The following is a 23,207-nucleotide window of genomic DNA, read 5'->3' on the forward strand; positions in this document are numbered from 1 at the left end:
AGGTGCGCTCCGATGACCGAGCATCATCTGCCGTCCGAACTCGAAGTCTCCCCGGAGGCTCCCGACCGCAACCTGGCCCTGGAGCTGGTGCGGGTCACCGAGGCCGCCGCCATGGCCGCCGGCCGCTGGGTCGGCCGCGGGGACAAGATCGGCGCGGACGGCGCCGCGGTCAACGCCATGCGGACCCTCGTCTCCACCGTCTCGATGAACGGCGTCGTCGTCATCGGTGAGGGCGAGAAGGACGAAGCCCCCATGCTCTACAACGGGGAGCGCATCGGCGACGGCACCGGCCCCGAGGTCGACATCGCCGTCGACCCGATCGACGGCACCACCCTGAACGCCAAGGGCATGCCGAACGCGATCGCCGTGCTCGCCGCCGCCGACCGCGGCACCATGTTCGACCCGTCGGCCGTGTTCTACATGGACAAGCTGGTCACCGGCCCCGAGGCCGCCGACTTCGTCGACATCAACGCCCCGGTCTCGGTGAACATCCGCCGGGTCGCCAAGGCCAAGAAGTCCTCGCCCGAGGACGTCACCGTGGTCATCCTCGACCGCCCCCGCCACGAGGGCATCGTCAAGGAGATCCGGGAGACCGGCGCGCGCATCAAGTTCATCTCGGACGGCGACGTCGCCGGTTCGATCATGGCTGTGCGCGAAGGCACCGGCGTCGACCTGCTCATGGGCATCGGCGGCACCCCGGAAGGCATCATCTCGGCCTGCGCGATCAAGTGCCTGGGTGGTGTCATCCAGGGCAAGCTGTGGCCCAAGGACGAGGCCGAGCGGCAGCGCGCGATCGACGCCGGGCACGACCTGGACCGTACGCTCTCCACGAACGACCTGGTCAGCGGCGACAACGTGTTCTTCGTCGCCACCGGCATCACCGACGGCGAGCTCCTGCGCGGGGTGCGCTACCGCGCCGAGACCGCCACCACCCAGTCCCTCGTGATGCGCTCGAAGTCCGGCACCATCCGCCAGATCGACTCGACGCACCGCCTGTCCAAGCTGCGCGCCTACAGCGCGGTCGACTTCGACCGGGCCAAGTAGTCACAGGCCAAGCAGCCACCGGCCAAGCAGTTGACGGCCACGTGACCGATGGCCAAGTAACCACTGCGCCAAGGCAGTTCGTACGTATGTGAAGGGGCGTCCCCGTAGTGCGGCGGGGGCACCCCTTCACGTACGCAGAGCCGTGTGCGGAGCTATGCGGCGGACGCGGCCTTCTTGAGTTCGACCTCGCGCCGGCGGCGGCGGGCGATGACCACCCGGCGTTCGGCCGCGGTCAGGCCGCCCCACACCCCGTACGGCTCGGGCATGAGCAGGGCGTGCTCGCGGCACTCCACCATGACGGGACAGCGGGCGCAGACCCGCTTGGCGGCCTCCTCGCGGGAGAGCCGGGCCGCCGTCGGTTCCTTGGACGGGGCGAAGAACAGGCCCGCCTCGTCCCGGCGGCAGACCGCCTCCGCATGCCATGGGCCCGCCTGATCCTCCCGAGCTGGACCACGCTGCGGCGGAACGGCGGCGACCTGCAGGGAATGATGCGGCGGATGCAGCACGGTCTACTCCTGACGACGGCTTCGCGAGCGAGCGACGATGCGACAGTCCCTACCCGCTGTACGCGCGCCTATGCACTGAGTTCCGTAGTGCGGAACTTCGCTCGGGTCACCGATGGCCTGAACCTTGCGCCGCCGCGCGCCGATCCGGCCGTCAGGATTCGAGCCGTTTGCGCAGCCGGTCATGGAGGTCGGCGATGCGCTTGCCCCGCTTCGGCTTGGCCTCGATATTGCCGAAGACGGAATATCCATTGACGACGACCACCGGCGCCTCAGGATCGTCGGCTTCCAGGGTGTGCACCTCGAAGTTGCCGAAGATGCCGGTGCCGCTGCCGCGCAGGCTCAGATTCTCCGGGACCCGGACCTCCACATTGCCGAAAATCGCAGTCGCGTTGATGACGGCCAGGCGCTGTTCGAAGAGCGCCTCGGTGAGGTCGATCTCCACGCTGCCGAACAGCGAGAAGGCGTTGGTGCGCTTCCCGACGCGCCAGCGGCCCTTGCGGGTGGAGGCGGAGAAGACCGCGACGAGGTTCTCGGCGTCGACCGGTACGTCGGACTCCCCCGGCACGCGCGGATCGGGGGCGGCCACCGGGCGCGGGCGGGCTCCGGCCGCGGGCAGGTCCTGGACCAGGGGTTCCAGTTCGCCGACCGTCTTGGCGCGGTAGACCGCGTCGATGCGCTCGGAGTGCTCGGCGGCATCGAGCCGTCCCTCGGCCAGCGCGTCGCGCAGGATGTCGGCGATCCGGTCCCGGTCCGCGTCGGAGGCCCGCAGCGCCGGGGGCTCGGCAGGCTTGACGAGGTCGGCCTTCGCGGGCTCCGCGGGGTCCGGCTGAGCGTGCTTTTCGAGGTCCACGGAGCCAGCGTACCCAAACGCGATAGATCGCGACTAGTCGCGGGACGGGGCGAGCTCGGCAACTGAGCCTTACCTCACAGGATCGTGCCGGTGGCGGCGGCATACGCTGGTGGGTGCTGTGTCAATGGAGGTGCAGCAGCTGTCTGCCGAGTGAGGAATGGCCGCAATGCCAGAGTTTCAGTACTCCGACCTTCTCCCCCTGGGAGAGGACACCACGCCGTATCGCCTGGTGACCGCCGAGGGTGTCTCCACCTTCGAGGCCGACGGCCGTACGTTCCTCAAGGTCGAGCCGGAGGCGCTGCGCAAGCTCGCCGCCGAGGCGATCCACGACATCCAGCACTACCTCCGCCCGGCGCACCTGGCCCAGCTGCGGAAGATCATCGACGACCCCGAGGCCTCGGGCAACGACAAGTTCGTCGCGCTCGACCTCCTGAAGAACGCGAACATCGCCGCCGCGGGCGTGCTCCCGATGTGCCAGGACACCGGCACCGCGATCGTCATGGGCAAGCGCGGCCAGAACGTGCTCACCGAGGGCGGCGACGAGGCGGCCCTGTCGCGCGGCATCTACGACGCCTACCTCAACCTCAACCTGCGCTACTCGCAGATGGCGCCCCTCACCATGTGGGACGAGAAGAACACCGGCTCGAACCTGCCCGCGCAGATCGAGCTGTACGCGACCGACGGCGGCGCCTACAAGTTCCTCTTCATGGCCAAGGGCGGCGGCTCGGCCAACAAGTCGTTCCTCTACCAGGAGACGAAGGCCGTCCTGAACGAGTCCTCCATGATGAAGTTCCTGGAGGAGAAGATCCGCTCACTCGGCACCGCCGCGTGCCCGCCGTACCACCTGGCGATCGTGGTGGGCGGCACCAGCGCCGAGTTCGCGCTGAAGACCGCGAAGTACGCCTCCGCGCACTACCTGGACGAACTCCCCTCCGAGGGCTCGGAGTTGGGGCACGGCTTCCGGGACGAGGAGCTGGAGAAGAAGGTCTTCGAGCTGACCCAGAAGATCGGCATCGGCGCGCAGTTCGGCGGCAAGTACTTCTGCCACGACGTGCGCGTGGTGCGTCTGCCGCGGCACGGCGCCTCGCTGCCCGTCGCGATCGCCGTGTCCTGCTCGGCCGACCGCCAGGCCGTCGCGAAGATCACCGCCGAGGGCGTCTTCCTGGAGCAGCTGGAGACCGACCCGGCGCGCTTCCTGCCCGAGACGACGGACGAGCACCTGGACGCGGGCGACGACGACGTCGTACGCATCGACCTCAACCAGCCGATGGACGCGATCCTGGCCGAGCTCACCAAGTACCCGGTCAAGACCCGCCTCTCGCTGACCGGCCCGCTGGTCGTGGCCCGCGACATCGCGCACGCCAAGATCAAGGAGCGGCTCGACGCGGGCGAGGAGATGCCGCAGTACCTCAAGGACCACCCGGTGTACTACGCGGGCCCGGCCAAGACGCCCGAGGGGTACGCGTCCGGCTCGTTCGGCCCGACGACGGCCGGCCGGATGGACTCCTACGTCGAGCAGTTCCAGGCGGCGGGCGGCTCCAAGGTGATGCTGGCCAAGGGCAACCGGTCCCAGCAGGTCACCGACGCGTGCGGCACGCACGGCGGCTTCTACCTCGGCTCGATCGGCGGCCCGGCCGCGCGTCTGGCCCAGGACTGCATCAAGAAGGTCGAGGTCGTCGAGTACGAGGAGCTCGGCATGGAAGCGGTGTGGAAGATCGAGGTCGAGGACTTCCCGGCGTTCGTCGTCGTGGACGACAAGGGCAACGACTTCTTCCAGGCCCCCGCCGAGCCGCCGACGTTCCTGAACATCCCCGTCCGGGGCGCCTAGTTGTCACCGGGCCCGAATAGGGTCCAAAGGCCCTAAGGGCCGTGTGAATTAGCCACCTATCCTGGCATGTGTCCGCAATCGCCCCGGCCGCCGCATCGGCCGGGGAGGTTCAACCACCGGGAGGGGTGGCGCAGTTGGGGTTTCTTCTCGGGCCCGGCGGCTTACTGACGGGGCTCGACCAGGCACTGCGCCGGCGCCGCGCGAAGGCGTCGCCGACGGCCCACGCACTGGTCGGCGAGGCGGGCCGGGTGGTCACGCCGATCCCGCGCGGCGGCTACGGCGAGGTGCTGTTCTGTGTGCGCGGCCGGTCGCTGAAGTACGCGGCCAGGGCGCGCACCCCGCTCGGCTTCGGGGCACGCGTGCGGGTGTCGGCGGCCCTGTCGCCCTCGGCCATCGAGGTGGCGCACCTCGGCCCCGCCGCGGACGGCTGTCCGTGACGGGGCCGGGTGGCGTCCGGGTCAGGCGAAGCGCTGGCTCGCGGTGGCGTCGCAGGGCCGCAGGGTGAGCGGGTCCTTGGCGGCGCCGAGCGTGGCGCACAGATCGGTCGCCGCGGCCGGGCGCAGGGTGCCGGACTGGCGCACCCACTCCTGGTTGGCGGCGCCCGAGCAGTTCCAGATGATCAGCTTGGCGCCGGCGGTGTAGTTCGCCCCCGGCACGTCCAGGCAGCGGTCCTGGGTGAGCTGGGTGTGGACGGACCCCCGGTCACTGTCGTACCACCAGCCCTGGTTGCGCCCGCCGTGGCAGTCCCAGCCGCCCACCGTCGTACCGTTGGCGCTGTTCGCCGCGGTGACGTCGACGCACGTCCCGGTCGCCGCGTTCTTCAGCGGCTTGTACGCGTCGTCCCAGGCGAGCGGGTAGAGCACCGGGGCTCCGGTGGACGCCGGGTCGGCACAACTGCCTTCCTGCGCACCGGAGTTGTAAAGCTGGGTGAGGCAGGAGGCGAAGGCGCCGTGACCCCGGTAGTTGGGGTGGAAGGACTGGCGGACCGAGTTCGAGTCCGGCAGTCCGGGCTTGGAGAGGTCGATGTAGAGGCCCCGGGCCCAGGTGTCCTCCATGCACACCTCGTGGCCGTTGAAGAGCCGCGAGTTGTCGAGGTAGGTCGCGCCGGTGTCCTCGGCCGCCTTGCGCATGCCGACCTCGAAGGCGGGCACCGCGGTGTTGCGGCCCCAGACGGTGTCGGAGTCGTAGCCCAGGCCACCGCAGGCGAGCTTGCCCGGGAAGCTGGGGTTGTCGTGGAAGTCCGGGCCGATCGGGCTCGGGTAGCCCATCACGACCAGCTTGTACGAACCGTCGGTGTAACCGGCGTCGCGCATCACGGTCTTGAGGTCGCTCACGGTCCGCTCGACCTTGGGCACGAGCCCGTCGACACGGGCCTGCCAGCCGGACTCGTACTTGGACTGGCACGGCCCCTGGAGCAGCAGGTAGCGCTCGACGCAGTCGGTCATGACCGGGGCGAACTGGAGGTCGTCGTTGGCCCCGGCCACGAGCAGCACCATCTTGATGCGGGTGTTGCGCGCCTTGATGGCGAGGCTGTCGCTCTGGACCAGTTCGTCGGCGTACTGCTTGCTCCCGCCGATCACGATGTTCCCGGTGTAGGCGCCCGAGCAGGCGACGTTGTACGTCTCGTCGGCCGGAATGCCGGTGCGGTGGATCGCGGAGTCGGGCGAGCGGTGGCACCAGTTGTCGGGGCCGTTGGTGCCGGGCTCGTAGGTGCCGACGCCCTCGCCGGAAATCTCGCTGTCGCCCAGCGAGATCAAGCCGGTCTTGCGGTCGGCCATCGGCCGCTCGGCCGGGCTGCCGTAGAGCTGGGTCGCCTCGGCCGCCCGGATCTTCTCCAGCTCGGGCGAGAGCGGAGTGGACTGGGCGGACGGCGTGGCCGCGGCCTGCGCGGTCGTCGCGCCGGCCGCCATGCCTGCGAACGCGGCCGCCACGGCCACGGCGGCCGCGAACGTACAGCGAAGTCTGTGCCTGGTGCGCCTCATTGCGCCTCCCCGGATATTGGTTACCACCGGTATTTACTGGCCAGTAAGGCGTGTTGGGAATAGGTAGAACAAGACAAGTGCTCAAGTTTTTCGGGACCCGAGAAAACGTGCAGCCCCCAGGAGGTTCAGCGACATGAACGACAGCGAGTACCGCATCGAGCACGACTCGATGGGCGAGGTGCGGGTCCCCGCGCAGGCCAAGTGGCGGGCGCAGACGCAGCGGGCGGTGGAGAACTTCCCCGTCTCCGGGCAGCGCCTGGAGCGCGCCCACATCGAGGCGCTGGCCCGCGTCAAGGCGGCCGCGGCCAAGGTCAACGCCGAGCTCGGCGTGCTCGACAAGGACATCGCGGGAGCCGTCGAGGAGGCGGCCGGGGAGGTCGCCGACGGGCGCTGGGACGAGCACTTTCCGGTCGATGTCTTCCAGACCGGATCCGGCACCTCCTCGAACATGAACATGAACGAGGTCGTGGCCACGCTCGCCACCGAGCGGCTCGGCCGCGACGTCCATCCCAACGACCACGTCAACGCGTCGCAGTCCTCCAACGACGTGTTCCCCTCCTCCATCCACATCGCCGCGACGGCCGCCGTCACCGCCGACCTGATCCCCGCCCTCGACCACCTGGCGGCCGCCCTGGAGCGCAAGTCGGCCGAGTTCGCCGACGTGGTCAAGTCGGGCCGTACGCACCTGATGGACGCCACCCCGGTGACCCTTGGCCAGGAGTTCGGCGGCTATGCGGCGCAGGTCCGGTACGGCATCGAGCGGCTGCGCTCCTCACTGCCGCGCCTGGCCGAACTCCCCTTGGGCGGCACGGCGGTCGGGACCGGCATCAACACCCCGCACGGCTTCTCGGCGGCCGTCATCGCCGAGGTCGCGCGGGCCACCGGCCTTCCGCTCACCGAGGCCCGGGACCACTTCGAGGCACAGGGGGCGCGCGACGGCCTGGTGGAGACCAGCGGGCAGCTGCGCACCATCGCCGTCTCCCTCACGAAGATCTCCAACGACCTGCGCTGGATGGCCTCGGGGCCGCGTACGGGATTGGCCGAGATCAGTCTTCCCGACCTCCAGCCGGGCTCGTCGATCATGCCCGGAAAGGTCAATCCGGTCATTCCGGAGGCCGTCCTCATGGTCGCGGCCCAGGTCGTCGGCAACGACGCGACCGTCGCCACGGCGGGTGCGGCCGGCAACTTCGAGCTCAATGTGATGCTGCCGGTGATCGCCAAGAACCTCCTGGAGTCGATCCGGCTGCTCACCAACGTCTCCCGGCTCCTCGCCGACCGCACCGTCGACGGCATCACCGCGAACGTGGAGCGGGCCCGTGAGTACGCCGAGTCCTCGCCGTCCGTCGTCACCCCGCTCAACAAGTACATCGGGTACGAGGAGGCCGCCAAGGTCGCCAAGAAGTCCCTGGCCGAGCGGAAGACCATCCGTGAAGTGGTCCTCGAATCCGGCTACGTGGAGCGCGGCGACCTCACCGTCGAGCAGCTCGACGAGGCGCTCGACGTGCTGCGGATGACCCGTCCCTGAGACCGGGTGATCTGTATCGCAGCGTGGTCTTGACCGCACTCCGTAATATCTGCGCATGGCAGGTACAGGAGGCGGCACCCCACACTGGGCGCCAGGGGACCAGATCCTCTGGCGCTATCGCGATCACGCCCCGGGCCCGAAAACGGGCGGGTTCCACATCTGCCGTCCGGTCACGGTCGTCCAGGACACCGACGACGTGCTCGCCGTGTGGATGGCGCCCGGCACCGAGTGCGTACGCCCGATGCTCGCCGACGGCCGGCCCCTGCACAAGGAACCCCTGGCCACCCGCTACACCGCCCCGCGCACCACGGAGCGCTCGCACTGGTTCGGCTCCGGCGTGCTCAAGCTGGCGCGCCCCGGCGAGCCGTGGTCGGTGTGGCTCTTCTGGGAGCGGGGCTGGCGCTTCAAGAACTGGTACGTGAACCTGGAGGAGCCGCGCGCCCGGTGGTCGGGCGGCATCGACTCCACGGACCACTTCCTCGACATCTCCGTTCATCCGGACCGGAGTTGGCGCTGGCTGGACGAGGACGAGTTCGCCCAGGCCCAGCGGGTCGGCCTGATGGACGGCGAGCGGGCCGGGCGGGTCCGGGAGGCCGGGCACGCCGCGGTCGAGGTGATCGAGGCGTGGGGCCGGCCGTTCTCGGACGGCTGGGAGGCGTGGCGGCCCGATCCGCTGTGGCCCGTACCCGCGCTCCCGGCGGACTGGGATCGCACCCCGGCGCATATGACGTCGTGAGACCCTTGATGCGCCCCCGGGGTTCAAACGTAGGATCGTCCTCCGCGGGGCCACGCAGGGGCCACCAGCAGCAATCGGCAGTCCCGGTGCAAGAATTGACCGTATGTCACCACAGGGGGGTGGAGCATGCCCGGTGTCGCCGCCGCCCGGTCGGGTCCGCCCCCGTGCCTCGAGAACGTGGGGGAGGGTATACGGCGTGAAGCGACCGCATCGCGCATCCTTACCCTGTCGCTGCCACTGCCGCCGCTCGCGGCAGGGTGGATGTCTCATCCCGGACGGACGGAACCCGACGCGTGACGGAGCCCCAGCCCACCTCGCACGAGAGCCGGCGCAAGGAACTCGCCCGGCCCACCGAGCAGCCCCTTCCCCACACTCTTGAGGAGCAGGGGAGGCCCCATGCCGACACCCCGGACCCGGGCGTTCCGGCCCGGCGCGGCCCGCTGGGCGCCCGTGCCGCCGACCGGAGCGGCGGCGTGACCGCCTCCGTGCCCGGCCAGCCCGAGCGCGGCAGCCGGGACGCCGCGGCCGCCTCCGCCGTGCCTTCCGTCGGCGTGCCCGGAGTGCCCGGCGAGGGCGGATCGGGGGCTTCGGGGCCCGGTGACGGGGCCGCCGCGGTGGCCCGCCGCGAGGGCGACCGGCTGCGCTTCGTGGGCGCCGCGACCCGGCGGATCGCCCGCGGCATAGATCTCGACGAGATCGTCCTCGGCCTGTGCCGGGCCACCGTGCCCACGTTCTCCGACGCCATCCTGGTCCACCTGCGCGACCCGCTGCCGGTCGGCGACGAACGCCCGGCGACGCCGTTCGTGCTGCGTCTGCGCCGCACCGACCGGCTGCGTTTAGTGGACGAGGCGCTCAGCGAGAGCGCGGAGTCCGAGGGCCTCATCCTGCTCGGCCCCGGACCCGACCTGACCCCGGCCTCCGAGCTGTGCGAGGTGCGCACCGGCGGCGAGCTCGACGAGGTCCTGCGCGGGGTGCGGCCGGTCTTCGCCGAGTCCCCCGCCGCCCGCGCGGCCCTTGCCGAACTGCTCGGTCCCGACCGCACGGTGCCCGGCGGCCGGCGGGCGATACTCGCGCCGCTCCGTGGCCGGCGGCGGGTGATCGGCGCCGCCGTCTTCGTGCGCGGACCCGAACGGCCCGCCTTCGAGGCCAACGACCTACTGGTCGCTGCCCAGTTGGCGACGCACACCGCCCTCGGCATCGACAAGGCCGTCCTGTACGGCCGCGAGGCGTACATCGCCGACGAGCTCCAGCGCACCATGCTGCCCGACAGCCTCCCCCAGCCCACCGGCGTGCGGCTCGCCTCGCGCTACCTGCCGGCGGCCGAGACCGCCCGGGTCGGCGGCGACTGGTACGACGCGATCCCGCTGCCCGGCAGCCGGGTCGCCCTGGTCGTCGGCGACGTCATGGGCCACTCCATGACCTCGGCCGCGATCATGGGCCAGCTGCGCACCACCGCGCAGACCCTGGCGGGCCTCGACCTGCCGCCCGCCGAGGTCCTGCACCACCTCGACGAGCAGGCCCAGCGGCTCGGCACCGACCGCATGGCGACCTGCCTGTACGCGGTGTACGACCCGGTCGCGCACCGCATCACCATCGCCAACGCCGGCCACCCGCCACCGGTGCTGCTCCACCTCGGCGGCCGCGCCGAGGTCCTCAGGGTGCCGCCGGGCGCCCCGATCGGCGTGGGCGGAGTCGACTTCGAGGCGGTCGAGCTGGACGCCCCGGCCGGCGCCACACTGCTCCTGTACACCGACGGGCTGGTCGAATCGCGCCTGCGCGACGTGTGGACCGGCATCGAGCAGCTGCGTGAACGGCTCGCCGCCACCGCCCAGTTGACCGGCCCCGACCACTCGCCACCGCTCGAAGCGCTCTGCGACGACGTGCTCGACATGCTCGGCCCCGGCGACCGCGACGACGACATCGCGCTGCTCGCCGCCCGCTTCGACGGCATCGCGCCGAGCGATGTCGCGTACTGGTTCCTGGACCCGGAGGAGACCGCCCCCGGCCGGGCCCGCCGCCTCGCCCGCCGGGCGCTGGAGCGCTGGGGCCTGGAGGAGCTGACGGACTCGGTGGAGCTCCTGGTGAGCGAGGTCGTCACCAACGCCGTGCGCTACGCGGAGCGGCCGGTGACGCTCCGGCTGCTCAAGACCGACGTCCTGCGCTGCGAGGTCGGGGACGACTCCCCGCAGCTGCCCCGCCAGCGCCGGGCGCGCGAGACCGACGAGGGCGGGCGCGGGCTCTTCCTGGTGAACCGGCTCGCCAGACGCTGGGGCGCCACCCGGCTCTCCGGCGGCAAGGTGGTCTGGTTCGAGCTGCCCACCCGTACCTGAACCGGCTCCGGAACGAGACGGCCCCCACTCCCGGTGTCCCGGGGTGGGGGCCGTCGGCCGTTGTCAGCCGTTGGGGTTGAGCGGGTCCACCGGCGGGCTCGCCCCGCCCGAGTTCGAGGCCGTCGGTGTCGGCGGCTTCGGCTTGTGCGAGGTCGTGCCGGACGGGGAGTTGGTCGGGGTCGACGGGGTGTTGGACGGCGTGTTCGACGGGGTCTTGGACGCGGACTTGGACGGCGTGTTCGACGCGGACTTGGACGGCGTGTTCGACGCGGGCTTGGACGGCGTGTAGGCGGGCTCGACGGCCGCGCCCTGGTCGGTGTCCAGGTCGAACTTGGCGGCGCCGCCCTTGACCGCGTCGAAGGTGTACGCGGCCCAGATGCGGGCCGGGATGGAGCCACCGTTGATGCGGCCGTCCTCGCCGGCGCCGTTGGTCATCGTGACCTGGCCGCCCCTGGGGATGTTCACGCTCTTGCCGTCGACCTTGATGACGCGCGGCTCGGCCGCCTCGCCCCACAGCCCGACCGAGGTGACCAGGTCGGGGGTGTAGCCGGTGAACCAGGCCGACTTGTTGTCGTCGGAGGTACCGGTCTTGCCCGCGACCTGCTTGCCGTCGCGGTTGTCGGCCTCGGCCACCGACTTCTGGGCCGTACCGTCGTCGACCACGCCGGTGAGCACCGAGGTGACCGAGTCCGCGGCCTGCTTGCTGATGACCTGGCTGCCGATCGGGTCGGGCTTGTCGTACTTGTGGTCCTTGTGCTCGGCCGACTTCACGATCGACGGCGTGACCTTCTTGCCGTGGTTGTCGAGCGTGGCGTACACCGCGGCCATCTGGAGCGGGCTCGCGCCGTAGGAGCCGAGCGTCATGGCGGGCACGGGCTTCAGGCCATTGAGGGACGTCATGCCCATCTGCACGGCGGTGTCGCGCACCTTGTCGAGGTGGGCGTCGACGCCCATCTGCGCGAAGACGGAGTTGATCGACTTGTTCATCGCGACCTGCACGCTGACGGGGCCGTAGCTCGCGTCGTCCTCGTTCGGCGGGTCGAAGGGGATGTCACTGCCCTTGACCGGCCGCCTGCTGTCGCCGTTGTAGACGGTGTTCGCCGTGATCTGCTTGCCGTCCTGCGTCTCGGCGCCCTGGTTGAAGGCGGCCGCGAGGATCACCGGCTTGAAGGTCGAGGCGGGCTGGTAGGTGGGGTTGGTGGCGTTGCTGAGCTGGTGCTTCAGGAAGTCCTGGCCGCCGTAGAGGGCGACCACCGAGCCGGTCTTCGGGTCCACCGAGGCCGCGCCGGCCTGAAGGTCCGCGTCGACCTTGCGCTTGTTCGGGTCGAGCTTGCTGGTCAGCTGCGCCTTGACCGCGCCTTCCAGGAGCTTCTGCTTGGCGGGGTCGATGTTGAGCGTGATCGTCCAGCCACCGCGGTCCAGGACGGCGGGGTCCACCCCGTTACGGATCACCTCGGCCTTGGCGGCGGCGACCAGGTACCCGGTCTGGCCTCCCATGCCGGCGTCGACCTTGGCGTCCTTGGGGGGCGTGAACTTCAGCTTCGCCCGTTCCTCGGGCGTGAGCCACTTCTTCTCGACCATGTTGTCGAGGGCCTTGTTCCAGCGCCCCTGGACCAGCTGCTTGCCGATCGGGCCCGCCGTCTGCCAGTCGTACTGACTGGGCGCCTGGAGCAGCGCCGCGAGGTAAGTGCCCTCCTCCAGCGTCAGCTTGGAGACGTCCTTGCCGTAGTACGCCTGCGCCGCGGCCTGGATGCCGTAGGCGTTCCGGCCGTAGTAGCTGGTGTTCATGTACCCGGCGAGGATCTCGTCCTTGCTGTAGCGCTGGTCCACCTTGAGGGAGATCACGATCTCCTTCAGCTTGCGGGTGACCGTCTGCTCCTGCGTCAGGTAGTTGTTCTTGACGTACTGCTGGGTGATCGTCGAGCCGCCCTGGGCACCCTTGCCCATCAGGGTCTTGAGGATGCCTCGGGTGGTGCCCTTGAAGTCGACGCCCTGGTCGTCGTAGAAGGTCTTGTTCTCCAGGGCGACGAAGCTGTGCTGAATCGGTACGGGGACCTTTTCGAGGGAGACCGCCTCGCGGTTCACCGTGCCGGAGCGGGCGAGCACCTGGCCGTTGGAGAGCTTGTAGACGTTGCTCTCCATCTGGGCCTCGTCATTGCCCGTCGGGATCGGCACCATCAGGTAGATGACGTAGAACGCGCCCATCGCGAGGAGGCAGAGGCCGAAGAAGGTGCCGAGCACCTTCTTCCAGGTGAAGAACCGGCGTATGCCCTTCTTCTTCACCTTCTGCTTGTCCCGGCGCGCCCCGCCCTGCCGGGCGCGCCGCTCTTCCGCTCGGCCCATAACCTCAGTCGCTCGCCTTCATATGACTCACCAGACTCGCCAGATCAGCTCAGAAAACTAACACCGCACCTATGGACAAAGCGGATTCGATCACGTCTTTTCCGTACGTGAGAATGAGCACCTGCCCCATGGGAACCGACGATTGAATCGTGCCAAGGGTTGCGAGAGTTCCTGATGCTGCCCCGATTTGCCCGGTAATGACATGGCCACCGAGCGCTATGCACCCCGGGTATACACAGCAGGTATACCTGGTGCGTATAGTCCTCTCCCATGAAGCGACGGCTCCACGATCTCGGCCTCGGCATCCGGTTCGCCCTCGGCGGCGGCCGCGAGGGCTGGGCGCGCACCCTGCTCACCGCGGTCGGTGTCGGGCTCGGCGTCGCCCTGCTCCTGGGCGCGGCATCGGTGCCGCGCCTTGTGGACGAGCGGGCGGACCGCATCCACGACCGGCAGCCGTTCTCGCCGGGCTCGGTCAAGAACACCGGCGACCTGATGGCCTCGCTCCTCTACGCAACCGCCGACACCGAGTACCGCGACGACACCATCGGCGGGAAGGTGCTGCGCCCGGCCAACGCCGACCCCGTGCTTCCGCCCGGCCTCACCTCCATACCGGCCCCCGGCACCATGGCCGTCTCCCCCGCGCTGCGCGCCCTGCTCGACTCCCCCGAGGGTGAACTCCTGCGCCCACGGCTCCCGTACGAGATCACCCAGACCATCGGTGACGCGGGCCTGGTCGAGCCCTCGGAGCTCTACTACTACGCGGGCAGCGCCACCCTCTCCGCCGACACCGGCGCCTCCTCGGCGGCCGGGTTCGGCAACATCGGCGAGGTGCAGCCGCTCGATCCGATGCTGGTCGTCCTCGTCATCCTGATCTGCGTCGTCCTGCTGATGCCGGTCGCCATCTTCATCGCCACCGCCGTACGGTTCGGCAGCGAGCGGCGCGACCGGCGGCTCGCGGCGCTGCGCCTGGTCGGCGCCGACGCCCGCACCACGCGCTGGATCGCCGGCGGCGAGGCCCTGGCCGGAGCCGTACTCGGACTCGCCGTCGGCACTCTGCTCTTCCTCGGCGGCGCCGAGGTCCTGGGCCCCCTCAAGCTGTGGAGCTTCGGCTTCTTCCCCGGCGACCTCAGGCCCGTGCCGTTGCTCGCGCTGCTCGTCGCCGTCGCGGTGCCCGCCCTGGCGGTGGTGGTGACCCTGGCCGCGCTGCGCTCGGTGGTCATCGAGCCGCTCGGCGTCGCACGCGGCGGACGCACCCGGCGCCGCCGGCTGTGGTGGCGCCTCGCACTGCCGGGCATCGGCGTGGTGCTGCTCTTCCTGTCGCAGAACCCGGGGGTGCGGGCGGCGCCCCTTTCGGTGATGCCCATCGGCATCGCGGTCCAGCTGATGGACAATTTCGCCACCATTACCATCGCCACGGGCGCCACCCTCGTCCTCACCGGTCTCATCACGCTGCTGCCCTGGCTGGTCGAGGCGGTGGTGGGCCGGCTGCGCGGCGGTTCACTGTCCTGGCAACTGGCCGTCCGAAGGCTCCAGTTGAGCAGCGGCACCGCGGCGCGCACCGTCAGCGGCATCACGGTGGCGGTCGCCGGTTCCGTCGCGCTCCAGATGTACTCCGTCGCCATCCACGACGACTTCGACAAGGTGACGGGCGTCGACGCGAGCCACGCCCAGTACACCGTCCGCACCGACCACCCGGACGCGAAGCTCGCCCAGCGCATGACGGAATCGTTCCGGAAGACCCCCGGCGTACAGCGGGCGATCGGCTCCGTCAGCGGCTATGTGACCCCGCCGGACGCCGTCACGGCCGAGGACATGCGGGCCGTCGCCCAGCTCACCCTCGGCGACTGCGCGACCCTGAGCGAGCTGGCCCGCATCGACTCCTGCAAGGACGGCGACACCTTTGTGGTGCACCCTTCCGACGACGCCGAGCTGGCCGCCTGGGTGGACCGTACGGCCCGGCCCGGCAAGCCGGTCAACACCGCCGACGGCGAGTCCGGCGCCCCGCAGCGGCTGTGGACACTGCCCGCCTCCGCCCGTACCGTCACCGCCCGCCCCGACCCGAAGGGCAAGGAGCAGTACGGCATCTTCGTCACCCCGGACGCGATCGACGTCTCGCTGCTGAGCTCGGGGGCCGAGACCTCCGCCGTGCTCACCGTCGACCAGCGGGTGCCGGACGCGGCCGAGCACATCCGCAACACCGCGGCCGAACTCTCCCCGCAGCTGCGGGTCAACACCGTGCGCACCGTCGAGCGCGACCAGCAGTACGCCGGCATCCAGACCGGCCTCCAGGCCGCCTCCCTCGCCACGCTCGGCCTGATCGCGGCCAGCATGCTGGTCTCGCAACTGGAGCAACTGCGCGAGCGCAGGCGCCTGTTGGCGGCGCTGGTGGCGTTCGGCACCCGGCGCGCGACGCTGGCCCGCTCGGTCCTGTGGCAGACCGCGGTGCCGGTCACCCTCGGAATGGGGCTCGCGGTGGCGGGCGGCCTCGCACTCGGCGCCCTGATGCTGCGGATCATCGGCAAGACCGTCACCGACTGGTGGCTTTTCCTGCCGCTGTCCGGGGCGGGCGCTGCCGTGATCTTCGCGGTGAGCCTGCTGAGCCTGCCGGCCCTGTGGCGCATGATGCGCCCCGACGGACTGCATACCGAATGACTTTCCGTAACTCCCTCATGAACAGCGGCAGTTGAGAAGAAAGGAACACCCCATGTCCATCGGCCACACCCTCCTCGGGCTCCTTGAGTCGGGCCCACGCCATGGGTACGACCTGAAGCGCGCCTTCGACGAGAAGTTCGGGCACGACCGTCCGCTGCACTACGGGCAGGTCTACTCGACGATGTCCCGGCTCCTGAAGAACGGCCTCGTCGAGGTCGACGGCGTAGAGGCGGGCGGCGGCCCGGAGCGGAAGCGGTACGCCATCACCGAGGCCGGCGTCACCGACGTCGAGACGTGGATCCGGCAGCCGGAGAAGCCCGAGCCCTACCTCCAGTCGACCCTCTACACCAAGGTCGTGCTCGCCCTGCTCACCGGCCGCGACGCGGCCGACGTCCTGGACACCCAGCGCGCCGAACACCTGCGCCTGATGCGGGTGCTCACCGACCGCAAGCGCCGCGGCGACCTCTCCGACCAGCTGATCTGCGACCACGCCCTGTTCCACCTGGAGGCCGATCTGCGGTGGCTCGAACTGACCGCCGCCCGCCTCGTCCAGCTCGCCACGGAGGTACGCACATGACGCCCGCCGGCTCCCTTCTCGTCGCCCAGGACCTGCACAAGGCCTACGGCCCGACGCCGGCCCTGGACGGCGCCGAGTTCTCCATCCACCCCGGCGAGGTCGTCGCGGTGATGGGCCCCTCCGGCTCCGGCAAGTCGACGCTGCTGCACTGCCTCGCCGGGATCGTCACCCCCGACTCCGGCAAGATCCTCTACGACGGCCGCGAGTTGTCCGCGATGTCGGACGCCGAGCGCAGCGCGCTGCGCCGCACCGAGTTCGGCTTCGTCTTCCAATTCGGCCAGCTGGTACCGGAGTTGACCTGTGTCGAGAACGTCGCCCTGCCGCTGCGCCTGACCGGCGTCAAGCGCAAGGAGGCCGAGCGCAGGTCGCTCGAGTGGATGGAGCGCCTGGAGGTCGCCGACCTCGGGAACAAGCGTCCCGGCGAGGTCTCCGGCGGTCAGGGCCAGCGGGTGGCCGTGGCCCGCTCGCTGGTGACCCAGCCCCGCGTCGTCTTCGCCGACGAGCCGACCGGCGCGCTCGACTCGCTCAACGGCGAGCGCGTCATGCAGCTCCTGACCGAGGCGGCCCGCTCCACCAACGCGGCCGTCGTCCTGGTCACCCACGAGGCCCGGGTCGCCGCCTACTCCGACCGCGAGATCGTCGTACGCGACGGAAAGTCCCGCGACATGATGCTGGAGCACTCCGTATGAGCCTGCTCCGCGACCTCGCCCTCGGCGCCCGGTTCGCCCTGTCGGGAGGCCGCGAGGGCTGGACGCGCACGCTGCTCACCGCGGTCGGCGTGGGCCTCGGCGTCGCCCTGCTGCTCGGCACCACCGCGCTGCCGGGCGCCCTGAACGCCCGCACCGCCCGCGACAACGCACGCAACGACTACGGGGCCTCGGTCGACGGCGGCCCGGCGGCGGACACGCTGCTGATCGGGCGCGCGGACTCGCAGTACCGGGGTGCCGACGTGCGCGGCCGGCTGGTCCAGGCGGAGGGCGCCAAGTCGCCGCTGCCTCCGGGCGTCTCCGCGCTCCCGGCGCCGGGCACCATGGCCGCCTCACCCGCCCTGCGCGACCTGCTCGCCTCGCCCGACGGCAAGCTGCTGCGCGAGCGCATCCCGTACAGGATCAGCTCGACCATCGCCGACCAGGGCCTGATGGGCCCGCACGAACTCGCCTACTACGCGGGCAGCGACACCCTGAAGCAGCGCAAGGACACGGCGGACGACGCCGCCGAGGTGATGCGCGTGAACGCGTTCGTCGACAAGCAGCAGGAGAAGCTCGACCCGATCCTGGCGCTGCTCATCGTGATCATCTTCGTGGTGCTGCTCATGCCGGTCGGCGTGTTCATCGCGGCCGCCGTACGGTTCGGCGGCGACCGGCGCGACCGGCGGCTCGCGGCGCTGCGCCTGGCGGGCGCCGACCGCCGGATGACCCGCTGGATCGCGGCGGGCGAAGCGCTGGCCGGCGCCGCGGTCGGGGTCGTGGTCGGCGCGCTGTTCTTCGTGATCGGCCGCCAATACGTCGGCGACATCTCGGTCGCGGGGCTCAACGTCTTCCCCTCCGACATCGACCCGAACCCGCTGCTCGCGGCGGCCGTGGCGATCGCGGTGCCCGCGTCGGCGGTCGCGGTGACCCTGTTCGCGATGCGCTCGGTGGTCGTCGAACCGCTGGGCGTCGTACGTGCCTCGGTGCCGCGCAGGCGGCGCATGTGGTGGCGGATCCTGCCGCCGCTCGCCGGACTCGGCCTGCTCGTGCCGATGATGGGCCGCGGCCGCGACCGGGGGATGTTCAACCAGAGCCAGGTGATCGGCGGCACCGTCCTGCTGCTCATCGGCGTCACCGCACTGCTGCCCTGGCTGGTGGAGGCGGCCGTGCGCAGGCTCGGCGGCGGTCCGGTGGGCTGGCAACTGGCCGTCCGCAGGCTCCAGTTGACGTCCGGTTCGGCGGCCCGGATGGTCAACGGCATCGCCGTCGCGGTGGCCGGGGCGATCGCCCTGCAGATGCTCCTGGGCGCCGTCGAGGGCGACTACGTCAAGGCGAGCGGCGAGGACACGAGCCGGGCCCAGCTGGTCGTCCCGCTCGCCGGCTCCGACCCCGCCCGGCAGTCCGGCGAGCTCCGGACCCTGAAGGCGACCGAGGGCGTGACCCAGGCGGTGGTCCTCGGCTCCCTGAACGGCGGAGAGAAGGCCAAGGACCCGGAGCACTACACCCCTGTCACGGTCGCCACCTGCGCGGATCTGCGCGAGGTCGCCACCCTGCCCAGCTGCAAGGACGGCGACACCTTCACCGCGACCGGCGGCGACTACCCGTACGACAACATCGCGAAGCCGGGCAGCACGCTGTGCCTCGACCCGGCACTGGGCGGCTCGAAGACCAGGGCGGCGGCGGTCGCCTGGACCCTCCCGGCGGGCACCAGGGACGCCCCCTCCCGGCCCGACCCGATGGGCCAGCGCCGTACCGGCCTCCTTCTCACCCCGGGCGCGCTCCCGCAGCACGCGAAGCTGCCGACGCGCTCCACGGTGTACGTCTCGACGGCCCCGGACGACGCCCTCGCCAAGGAGCGGGTCCTGAACGTGGCCGGCCGGGCCGACCCGCTCACCTCGGCGCGCTCGCTGAACGACACCCAGACGTCGGGCCGGTTCGCCGGGGTCCGCAAGGGCCTGTACATCGGGGCGGCGGCGGTGCTGATGCTGATCGGCGCGAGCCTGCTCGTCTCGATGCTGGAGCAGCTGCGCGAGCGCAAGAAGCTGCTTTCGGCGCTGGTCGCGTTCGGCACCCGGCGCACCACGCTGAGCTGGTCGGTGCTGTGGCAGACCGCGGTGCCGGTCGCGCTCGGCCTCACGCTGGCGGCGGCAGTGGGCCTGGGCCTCGGCTCGGTCCTGCTGCGGATGGTGGGCCGCTCGGTGACCGTCGACTGGGTCCCGGCGGTGTCGATGGTGGGCATCGGCGCGGGCGTGGTCCTCCTGGTCACGGCTCTTTCCCTGCCACCGCTGTGGCGGCTGATGCGTCCGGAGGGTCTGCGCACGGAGTAGCCGGTTTCCGAACTCCCCCTGCTACAGGGGGAGTTCAGGCGAATCGCCTCACTTCGACACCCGTACCGGAAGATCGCGCAACGCCCCGCGCAGGGCGGTCGCGAACTCCTCGAACTCGCCCTGGCGAGCGGCACCCGTCCGCATCGCCAGGGCGATCGTGCGCGAGGGGGCGGGCTCCGCGAAGTACCCGGTGACGAGCCGGTCGTTGCGCCCCGTCTCGATCTCGACGGCGGTACGCGGCAGAAGGGTCACCCCGAGGCCGCCCGCGACCAGCTGCACCAGCGTGGAGAGACCCGCGGCGGTCGTCGTGACCGGCGCCCCCTCGGTGCGCCCGGCCTCCCGGCAGATGTCGAGCGCCTGGTCACGCAGGCAGTGCCCCTCGTCGAGGAGCAGCAGATGCAGTTCGCGCAGGGCCTCGCGGGGGATGCCGCTGCGGCCGCCGAGCCAGTGGTCCTGCGGGGTGACGAGCACGAAGTCCTCGTCGAACAAGGGGAGTTCACTGACTCCGGGCACCCCGAGCGGCACCGCGAGCAGCAGCAGGTCGAGCCGCCCGGCCGCGAGCCCTTCGAGCAGCGAGGAGGTCTGTTCCTCGTGGACCTGGAGGTCGAGCTCGGGGTAGCGCTCGTGGACGAGCCGCAGCACGGCGGGCAGCAGATAGGGCGCGACGGTCGGGATCACGCCGAGCCGGAGCACCCCGGTGAACGGCGCGCGCACCGCCTCGGCCTCCTCCATCAGCTCGCCGACCGCGTCGAGCACCGCCTTGGCCCGCACGGCGAGCCGCTCCCCCGCCGACGAGAGCAGCACCTTGCGGGTCGTACGCTCCAGGAGCTGCACGCCGAGCGCCTCCTCAAGGGCCGAGACCGCCCCGGAAAGGGCGGGCTGGCTCATGCCGATCGCGGCGGCGGCGTCCCGGAAGTGCAGGTGTTCCGCGACGGCCGCGAACGCGCGCAGCTGCGCCAGGCTGGGCTGCTTGGCCCGGTTGCTCAGGCCCCTATTACTTGTAGCCACTGATAGGCACCTCCGATCACGCTGACCCAGTCTAGCTATTTCCCTGATCAATGCACCCTGTGCCAGGATCGGTAATCCGTCCAACCCCGTAGGAAGTTTCCCGAATCCGCTCGATTCGGGCTTCCTCGTTTGCAAGGAGAGCGCGTGCTCACTGTTGGTGACCAGTTCCCCACGTACGACCTGACTGCCTGCGTGTCGCTGGAGAGCGGCAAGGAGTTCCAGCAGATCGACCACAAGACCTACGAGGGCAAGTGGCGCGTAGTTTTTGCGTGGCCCAAGGACTTCACCTTCGTCTGCCCGACCGAGATCGCCGCGTTCGGCAAGCTGAACGACGAGTTCGCCGACCGCGACGCCCAGATCCTCGGCTTCTCCGGTGACTCCGAGTTCGTGCACCACGCCTGGCGCAAGGACCACCCGGACCTGACCGACCTGCCGTTCCCGATGCTGGCCGACTCGAAGCACGAGCTCATGCGTGACCTCGGCATCGAGGGCGAGGACGGGTTCGCGCAGCGTGCCGTCTTCATCGTCGACCCGAACAACGAGATCCAGTTCACGATGGTGACCGCCGGTTCCGTGGGCCGTAACCCCAAGGAGGTCCTGCGGGTCCTCGACGCCCTGCAGACCGACGAGCTGTGCCCGTGCAACTGGACCAAGGGCGAGAACACCCTGGACCCGGTCGCGCTGCTGGCCGGTGAGTAACCCATGTCCCTCGACGCGCTGAAGTCCGCCGTACCGGACTACGCCAAGGACCTGAAGCTGAACCTCGGCTCGGTCATCGGCAACTCCGAACTCCCGGCCCAGCAGCTGTGGGGCACGGTGCTCGCCACCGCCATCGCCTCGCGCAGCCCGATCGTGCTGCGCGAGCTGGAGCCCGAGGCGAAGGCGAACCTGTCGCCCGAGGCGTACACGGCCGCCAAGTCGGCCGCCGCCGTCATGGCGATGAACAACGTCTTCTACCGCACCCGCCACCTGCTCTCCGACCCGGAGTACGGCACGCTGCGGGCCGGTCTGCGGATGAACGTCATCGGCAACCCGGGCGTGGAGAAGGTCGACTTCGAGCTGTGGTCGCTCGCCGTCTCCGCGGTGAACGGCTGCGGCCAGTGCCTCGACTCGCACGAGCAGGTCCTGCGCAAGGCCGGTGTCGACCGCGAGACGATCCAGGAGGCCTTCAAGATCGCCGCGGTGATCACGGCCGTGGGCGTCACGCTGGACTCCGAGGCCGCGCTGGCCGCTTCGGCCGAGTAGTTCGCGCACGTACGTCAGAAGGGCCCCGCCGGTATCCCACCGGCGGGGCCCTTCTGCATGCGTACGGGGCGGGCTACTCCCGGTCGGCGGCGACGGGCACGGGTTCGGCGGCCGGGGCCTCCTCGGCCGCGACGGCACTGCGCAGCGCGTTCTCACGGGCGTACGCCCGCAGATATCCGACCACCGTGTTGGTGACCGCGACCAGCGGGACGGCGACGACGGCGCCGCCGATACCGGCGACCAGGCCGCCGGCGGCCACCGAGAGCACCACCGCGAGCGGGTGCACCCGCACGGCGCGCCCCAGGATGAAGGGCTGAAGCACATGCCCCTCGATCTGCTGCACCGCGAGGACCACGACCAGGACCATCAGGGCGTTGAACACCCCGTCGGTGACGAGCGCGACCACGACCGCGAGCGCGCCCGAGATGACGGCGCCGACCAGCGGGATGAAGGCGAACAGGAAGATGAACACGGCGAGCGGCACTGCCATGGGCACGCCCAGGAAATAGATGCCGACGCCGATGCAGATCGCGTCGATCAGAGCCACTATCACCGTGCCGCGCACATACGCGGTGAGGGTGCGCCAGGCCTGCGGGCCCGCCCCCGCGACACCCGGACGGGCCGCGGCCGGCACCAGTTTGAGGACCCACTGCCAGATCTTCGGCCCGTCGTACAGCAGGAACAGCGTCGAGAACATCGCGAGCAGAATGCCGGTGAGCACCTCGACGAGGACGGTCACACCCTGGAGCCCGGCCGAGGTGATCTCGTTGGTGTTGGCCCCGATGGTGTCGCTGAGGTTCTTGGCGATCTGGTTGATCTGGTCCTCGGTGACATGGAACGGGCTGTTCAGCGCCCAGCGCTTGAGCTCCTCGATGCCGTCCCGCACCTTGTTGGACAGGTCGTCGAGGTTGTCCATGACCTGCCACACCACGAACCAGCCGACGAGCCCCATGATGACGAATCCGGAGATCGCGGTGACCGCGGTCGCCACCCCGCGCGGCAGCCCCATCCGCTTCAGGCGGGCGACGGTGGGCTGGAGCAGAGCGGTGATCAGGAGGGCCGCGACGAACGCGAGCACCACGAGTGCGATCGCGCTGATGGCCTGCGTCAGTACGTAGAGGGTTCCGGCCAGGACGAGCAGCCGCCAGCCGACCTCTGCCGCGACCCGCATGCTCCACGGCACGGCGAGCACCGGATCGGGGCGGGCGGCGACGGCGGGCGCGTACGAGGGCGGCGGCGGTACGTGGTCGGGGGCGTGGTCGCCCGAAGGTGCCACCGGCACGGGGGACTTGCCCTCGGGCGTCTTGGGCCCGGGCCGTGCGGCGGGCTCGGCCGCGGGAGGGGCCATCGCGGGATCGACGACCACCGGACCCGCCTCGGCCTCGGCTGCCGCATCGGCCCGGCGCTCGTCCAGGCGCTCGCCCATCCGGGTCAGTCCGGCGCCTAGCCGTCCGAGCAAACTGGGCACTCTCGACATGATCTGGCCGTTTCCCTTTCCCCCACCGCTGAGTCTCCCCACCGCTTCCCCCGAGCCGTCCGGACCTGACCGTACACGGGCGAAGCCC

At 70.7% G+C, this 23,207-nt stretch carries 18 protein-coding genes; 12 read left to right on the forward strand and 6 right to left on the reverse strand.

Annotation, left to right across the window (positions count from 1 at the left end):
• The first annotated feature begins 12 nt into the window (after positions 1-12).
• Positions 13-1,044, forward strand: a complete 1,032-nt coding sequence (glpX, locus tag IE206_RS32520; RefSeq protein ID WP_189968531.1) for a class II fructose-bisphosphatase — start codon at positions 13-15, stop codon at positions 1,042-1,044.
• Positions 1,045-1,196: 152 nt separating this feature from the next.
• Here glpX and IE206_RS32525 read toward each other — a convergent pair whose 3' ends face one another.
• Both IE206_RS32525 and IE206_RS32530 read right to left on the reverse strand, forming a co-directional pair.
• The gene (locus IE206_RS32525; protein ID WP_053726269.1) at positions 1,197-1,550 is read right to left on the reverse strand and encodes a WhiB family transcriptional regulator; all 354 of its coding nucleotides are present in this window, start codon (positions 1,548-1,550) and stop codon (positions 1,197-1,199) included.
• A gap of 151 nt (positions 1,551-1,701) precedes the next feature.
• Positions 1,702-2,400 carry a DUF1707 SHOCT-like domain-containing protein gene (locus IE206_RS32530; protein WP_189968533.1) on the reverse strand — a complete coding sequence of 233 codons (699 nt, stop codon included), beginning with the start codon at positions 2,398-2,400 and terminating at the stop codon, positions 1,702-1,704.
• 166 nt (positions 2,401-2,566) lie between these two features.
• Between IE206_RS32530 and IE206_RS32535 the strand changes: the two genes are divergently transcribed.
• Both IE206_RS32535 and IE206_RS32540 read left to right on the forward strand, forming a co-directional pair.
• On the forward strand, positions 2,567-4,228 hold the full coding sequence (locus IE206_RS32535) for a fumarate hydratase (RefSeq protein WP_189968535.1): 1,662 nt from the start codon (positions 2,567-2,569) through the stop codon (positions 4,226-4,228).
• A 134-nt stretch (positions 4,229-4,362) separates the two neighbouring features.
• Positions 4,363-4,665, forward strand: a complete 303-nt coding sequence (locus tag IE206_RS32540; protein ID WP_189968537.1) for an NfeD C-terminal domain-containing protein — start codon at positions 4,363-4,365, stop codon at positions 4,663-4,665.
• 21 nt (positions 4,666-4,686) lie between these two features.
• Here the strand turns inward: IE206_RS32540 and IE206_RS32545 are convergent, their stop codons facing one another.
• A complete protein-coding gene (locus IE206_RS32545) occupies positions 4,687-6,210 on the reverse strand; it encodes a ricin-type beta-trefoil lectin domain protein (RefSeq protein WP_189968539.1) in 1,524 nt (507 codons plus the stop codon).
• Between the two features lie 133 nt (positions 6,211-6,343).
• Here IE206_RS32545 and IE206_RS32550 point away from each other — a divergent pair, with 133 nt between their 5' ends.
• From IE206_RS32550 to IE206_RS32560, 3 genes are all read left to right on the forward strand, one after another.
• Positions 6,344-7,735, forward strand: coding sequence for a class II fumarate hydratase (locus tag IE206_RS32550; protein WP_189968541.1), 1,392 nt, complete (start codon positions 6,344-6,346; stop codon positions 7,733-7,735).
• Positions 7,736-7,790: 55 nt separating this feature from the next.
• Positions 7,791-8,471, forward strand: coding sequence for a cytidylyl-2-hydroxypropylphosphonate hydrolase (fomD, locus tag IE206_RS32555; protein WP_189968542.1), 681 nt, complete (start codon positions 7,791-7,793; stop codon positions 8,469-8,471).
• Between the two features lie 293 nt (positions 8,472-8,764).
• A complete protein-coding gene (locus IE206_RS32560) occupies positions 8,765-10,801 on the forward strand; it encodes an ATP-binding SpoIIE family protein phosphatase (RefSeq protein ID WP_189968544.1) in 2,037 nt (678 codons plus the stop codon).
• A 63-nt stretch (positions 10,802-10,864) separates the two neighbouring features.
• Here the strand turns inward: IE206_RS32560 and IE206_RS32565 are convergent, their stop codons facing one another.
• Positions 10,865-13,144, reverse strand: a complete 2,280-nt coding sequence (locus tag IE206_RS32565; RefSeq protein WP_189968546.1) for a transglycosylase domain-containing protein — start codon at positions 13,142-13,144, stop codon at positions 10,865-10,867.
• Between the two features lie 270 nt (positions 13,145-13,414).
• Here IE206_RS32565 and IE206_RS32570 point away from each other — a divergent pair, with 270 nt between their 5' ends.
• Genes IE206_RS32570 through IE206_RS32585 form a run of 4 tightly spaced genes read left to right on the forward strand, consistent with a single transcriptional unit; the run spans position 13,415 to position 19,389 of the window.
• Positions 13,415-15,796, forward strand: coding sequence for an FtsX-like permease family protein (locus IE206_RS32570; protein ID WP_189968548.1), 2,382 nt, complete (start codon positions 13,415-13,417; stop codon positions 15,794-15,796).
• A 52-nt stretch (positions 15,797-15,848) separates the two neighbouring features.
• Positions 15,849-16,373: a PadR family transcriptional regulator gene (locus IE206_RS32575; protein ID WP_189968550.1), complete on the forward strand. Its 525-nt coding sequence runs from the start codon at positions 15,849-15,851 to the stop codon at positions 16,371-16,373.
• Complete coding sequence (locus IE206_RS32580) at positions 16,370-17,062, forward strand: ABC transporter ATP-binding protein (protein WP_189968552.1); 693 nt, start codon at positions 16,370-16,372, stop codon at positions 17,060-17,062. The genes IE206_RS32575 and IE206_RS32580 overlap by 4 nt, the downstream gene beginning before the upstream one ends.
• Positions 17,059-19,389, forward strand: a complete 2,331-nt coding sequence (locus tag IE206_RS32585; protein ID WP_189968555.1) for an ABC transporter permease — start codon at positions 17,059-17,061, stop codon at positions 19,387-19,389. The genes IE206_RS32580 and IE206_RS32585 overlap by 4 nt, the downstream gene beginning before the upstream one ends.
• Positions 19,390-19,437: 48 nt before the next feature.
• Here the strand turns inward: IE206_RS32585 and IE206_RS32590 are convergent, their stop codons facing one another.
• Positions 19,438-20,397 carry a hydrogen peroxide-inducible genes activator gene (locus IE206_RS32590; protein WP_189968557.1) on the reverse strand — a complete coding sequence of 320 codons (960 nt, stop codon included), beginning with the start codon at positions 20,395-20,397 and terminating at the stop codon, positions 19,438-19,440.
• A gap of 144 nt (positions 20,398-20,541) precedes the next feature.
• Between IE206_RS32590 and IE206_RS32595 the strand changes: the two genes are divergently transcribed.
• Together IE206_RS32595 and IE206_RS32600 are read left to right on the forward strand one after the other, a co-directional pair.
• Positions 20,542-21,096, forward strand: a complete 555-nt coding sequence (locus IE206_RS32595; protein WP_189968559.1) for a peroxiredoxin — start codon at positions 20,542-20,544, stop codon at positions 21,094-21,096.
• 3 nt (positions 21,097-21,099) lie between these two features.
• Positions 21,100-21,642 carry an alkyl hydroperoxide reductase gene (locus IE206_RS32600; protein ID WP_189968561.1) on the forward strand — a complete coding sequence of 181 codons (543 nt, stop codon included), beginning with the start codon at positions 21,100-21,102 and terminating at the stop codon, positions 21,640-21,642.
• Positions 21,643-21,715: 73 nt separating this feature from the next.
• On the opposite strand, the gene IE206_RS32605 is transcribed toward IE206_RS32600, so the two are convergent.
• Positions 21,716-23,119 (reverse strand): AI-2E family transporter, encoded by a 1,404-nt coding sequence (locus IE206_RS32605; protein WP_189968563.1) that lies wholly within the window; start codon positions 23,117-23,119, stop codon positions 21,716-21,718.
• Positions 23,120-23,207 lie beyond the last annotated feature (88 nt).

The organism is Streptomyces violascens (assembly GCF_014649955.1).
Classification (GTDB): Bacteria; Actinomycetota; Actinomycetes; order Streptomycetales; family Streptomycetaceae; genus Streptomyces; species Streptomyces violascens.

Bases quoted from the DNA above. Each gene is read 5' to 3' on its own strand.
- glpX (WP_189968531.1), top strand. From the start codon at position 13: ATGACCGAGCATCATCTGCCGTCCGAACTCGAAGTCTCCCCGGAGGCT.
- IE206_RS32535 (WP_189968535.1), top strand. From the start codon at position 2,567: ATGCCAGAGTTTCAGTACTCCGACCTTCTCCCCCTGGGAGAGGACACC.
- IE206_RS32545 (WP_189968539.1), bottom strand. From the start codon at position 6,210: ATGAGGCGCACCAGGCACAGACTTCGCTGTACGTTCGCGGCCGCCGTG.
- IE206_RS32550 (WP_189968541.1), top strand. From the start codon at position 6,344: ATGAACGACAGCGAGTACCGCATCGAGCACGACTCGATGGGCGAGGTG.
- fomD (WP_189968542.1), top strand. From the start codon at position 7,791: ATGGCAGGTACAGGAGGCGGCACCCCACACTGGGCGCCAGGGGACCAG.
- IE206_RS32565 (WP_189968546.1), bottom strand. From the start codon at position 13,144: ATGGGCCGAGCGGAAGAGCGGCGCGCCCGGCAGGGCGGGGCGCGCCGG.
- IE206_RS32570 (WP_189968548.1), top strand. From the start codon at position 13,415: ATGAAGCGACGGCTCCACGATCTCGGCCTCGGCATCCGGTTCGCCCTC.
- IE206_RS32575 (WP_189968550.1), top strand. From the start codon at position 15,849: ATGTCCATCGGCCACACCCTCCTCGGGCTCCTTGAGTCGGGCCCACGC.
- IE206_RS32580 (WP_189968552.1), top strand. From the start codon at position 16,370: ATGACGCCCGCCGGCTCCCTTCTCGTCGCCCAGGACCTGCACAAGGCC.
- IE206_RS32585 (WP_189968555.1), top strand. From the start codon at position 17,059: ATGAGCCTGCTCCGCGACCTCGCCCTCGGCGCCCGGTTCGCCCTGTCG.
- IE206_RS32600 (WP_189968561.1), top strand. From the start codon at position 21,100: ATGTCCCTCGACGCGCTGAAGTCCGCCGTACCGGACTACGCCAAGGAC.
- IE206_RS32605 (WP_189968563.1), bottom strand. From the start codon at position 23,119: ATGTCGAGAGTGCCCAGTTTGCTCGGACGGCTAGGCGCCGGACTGACC.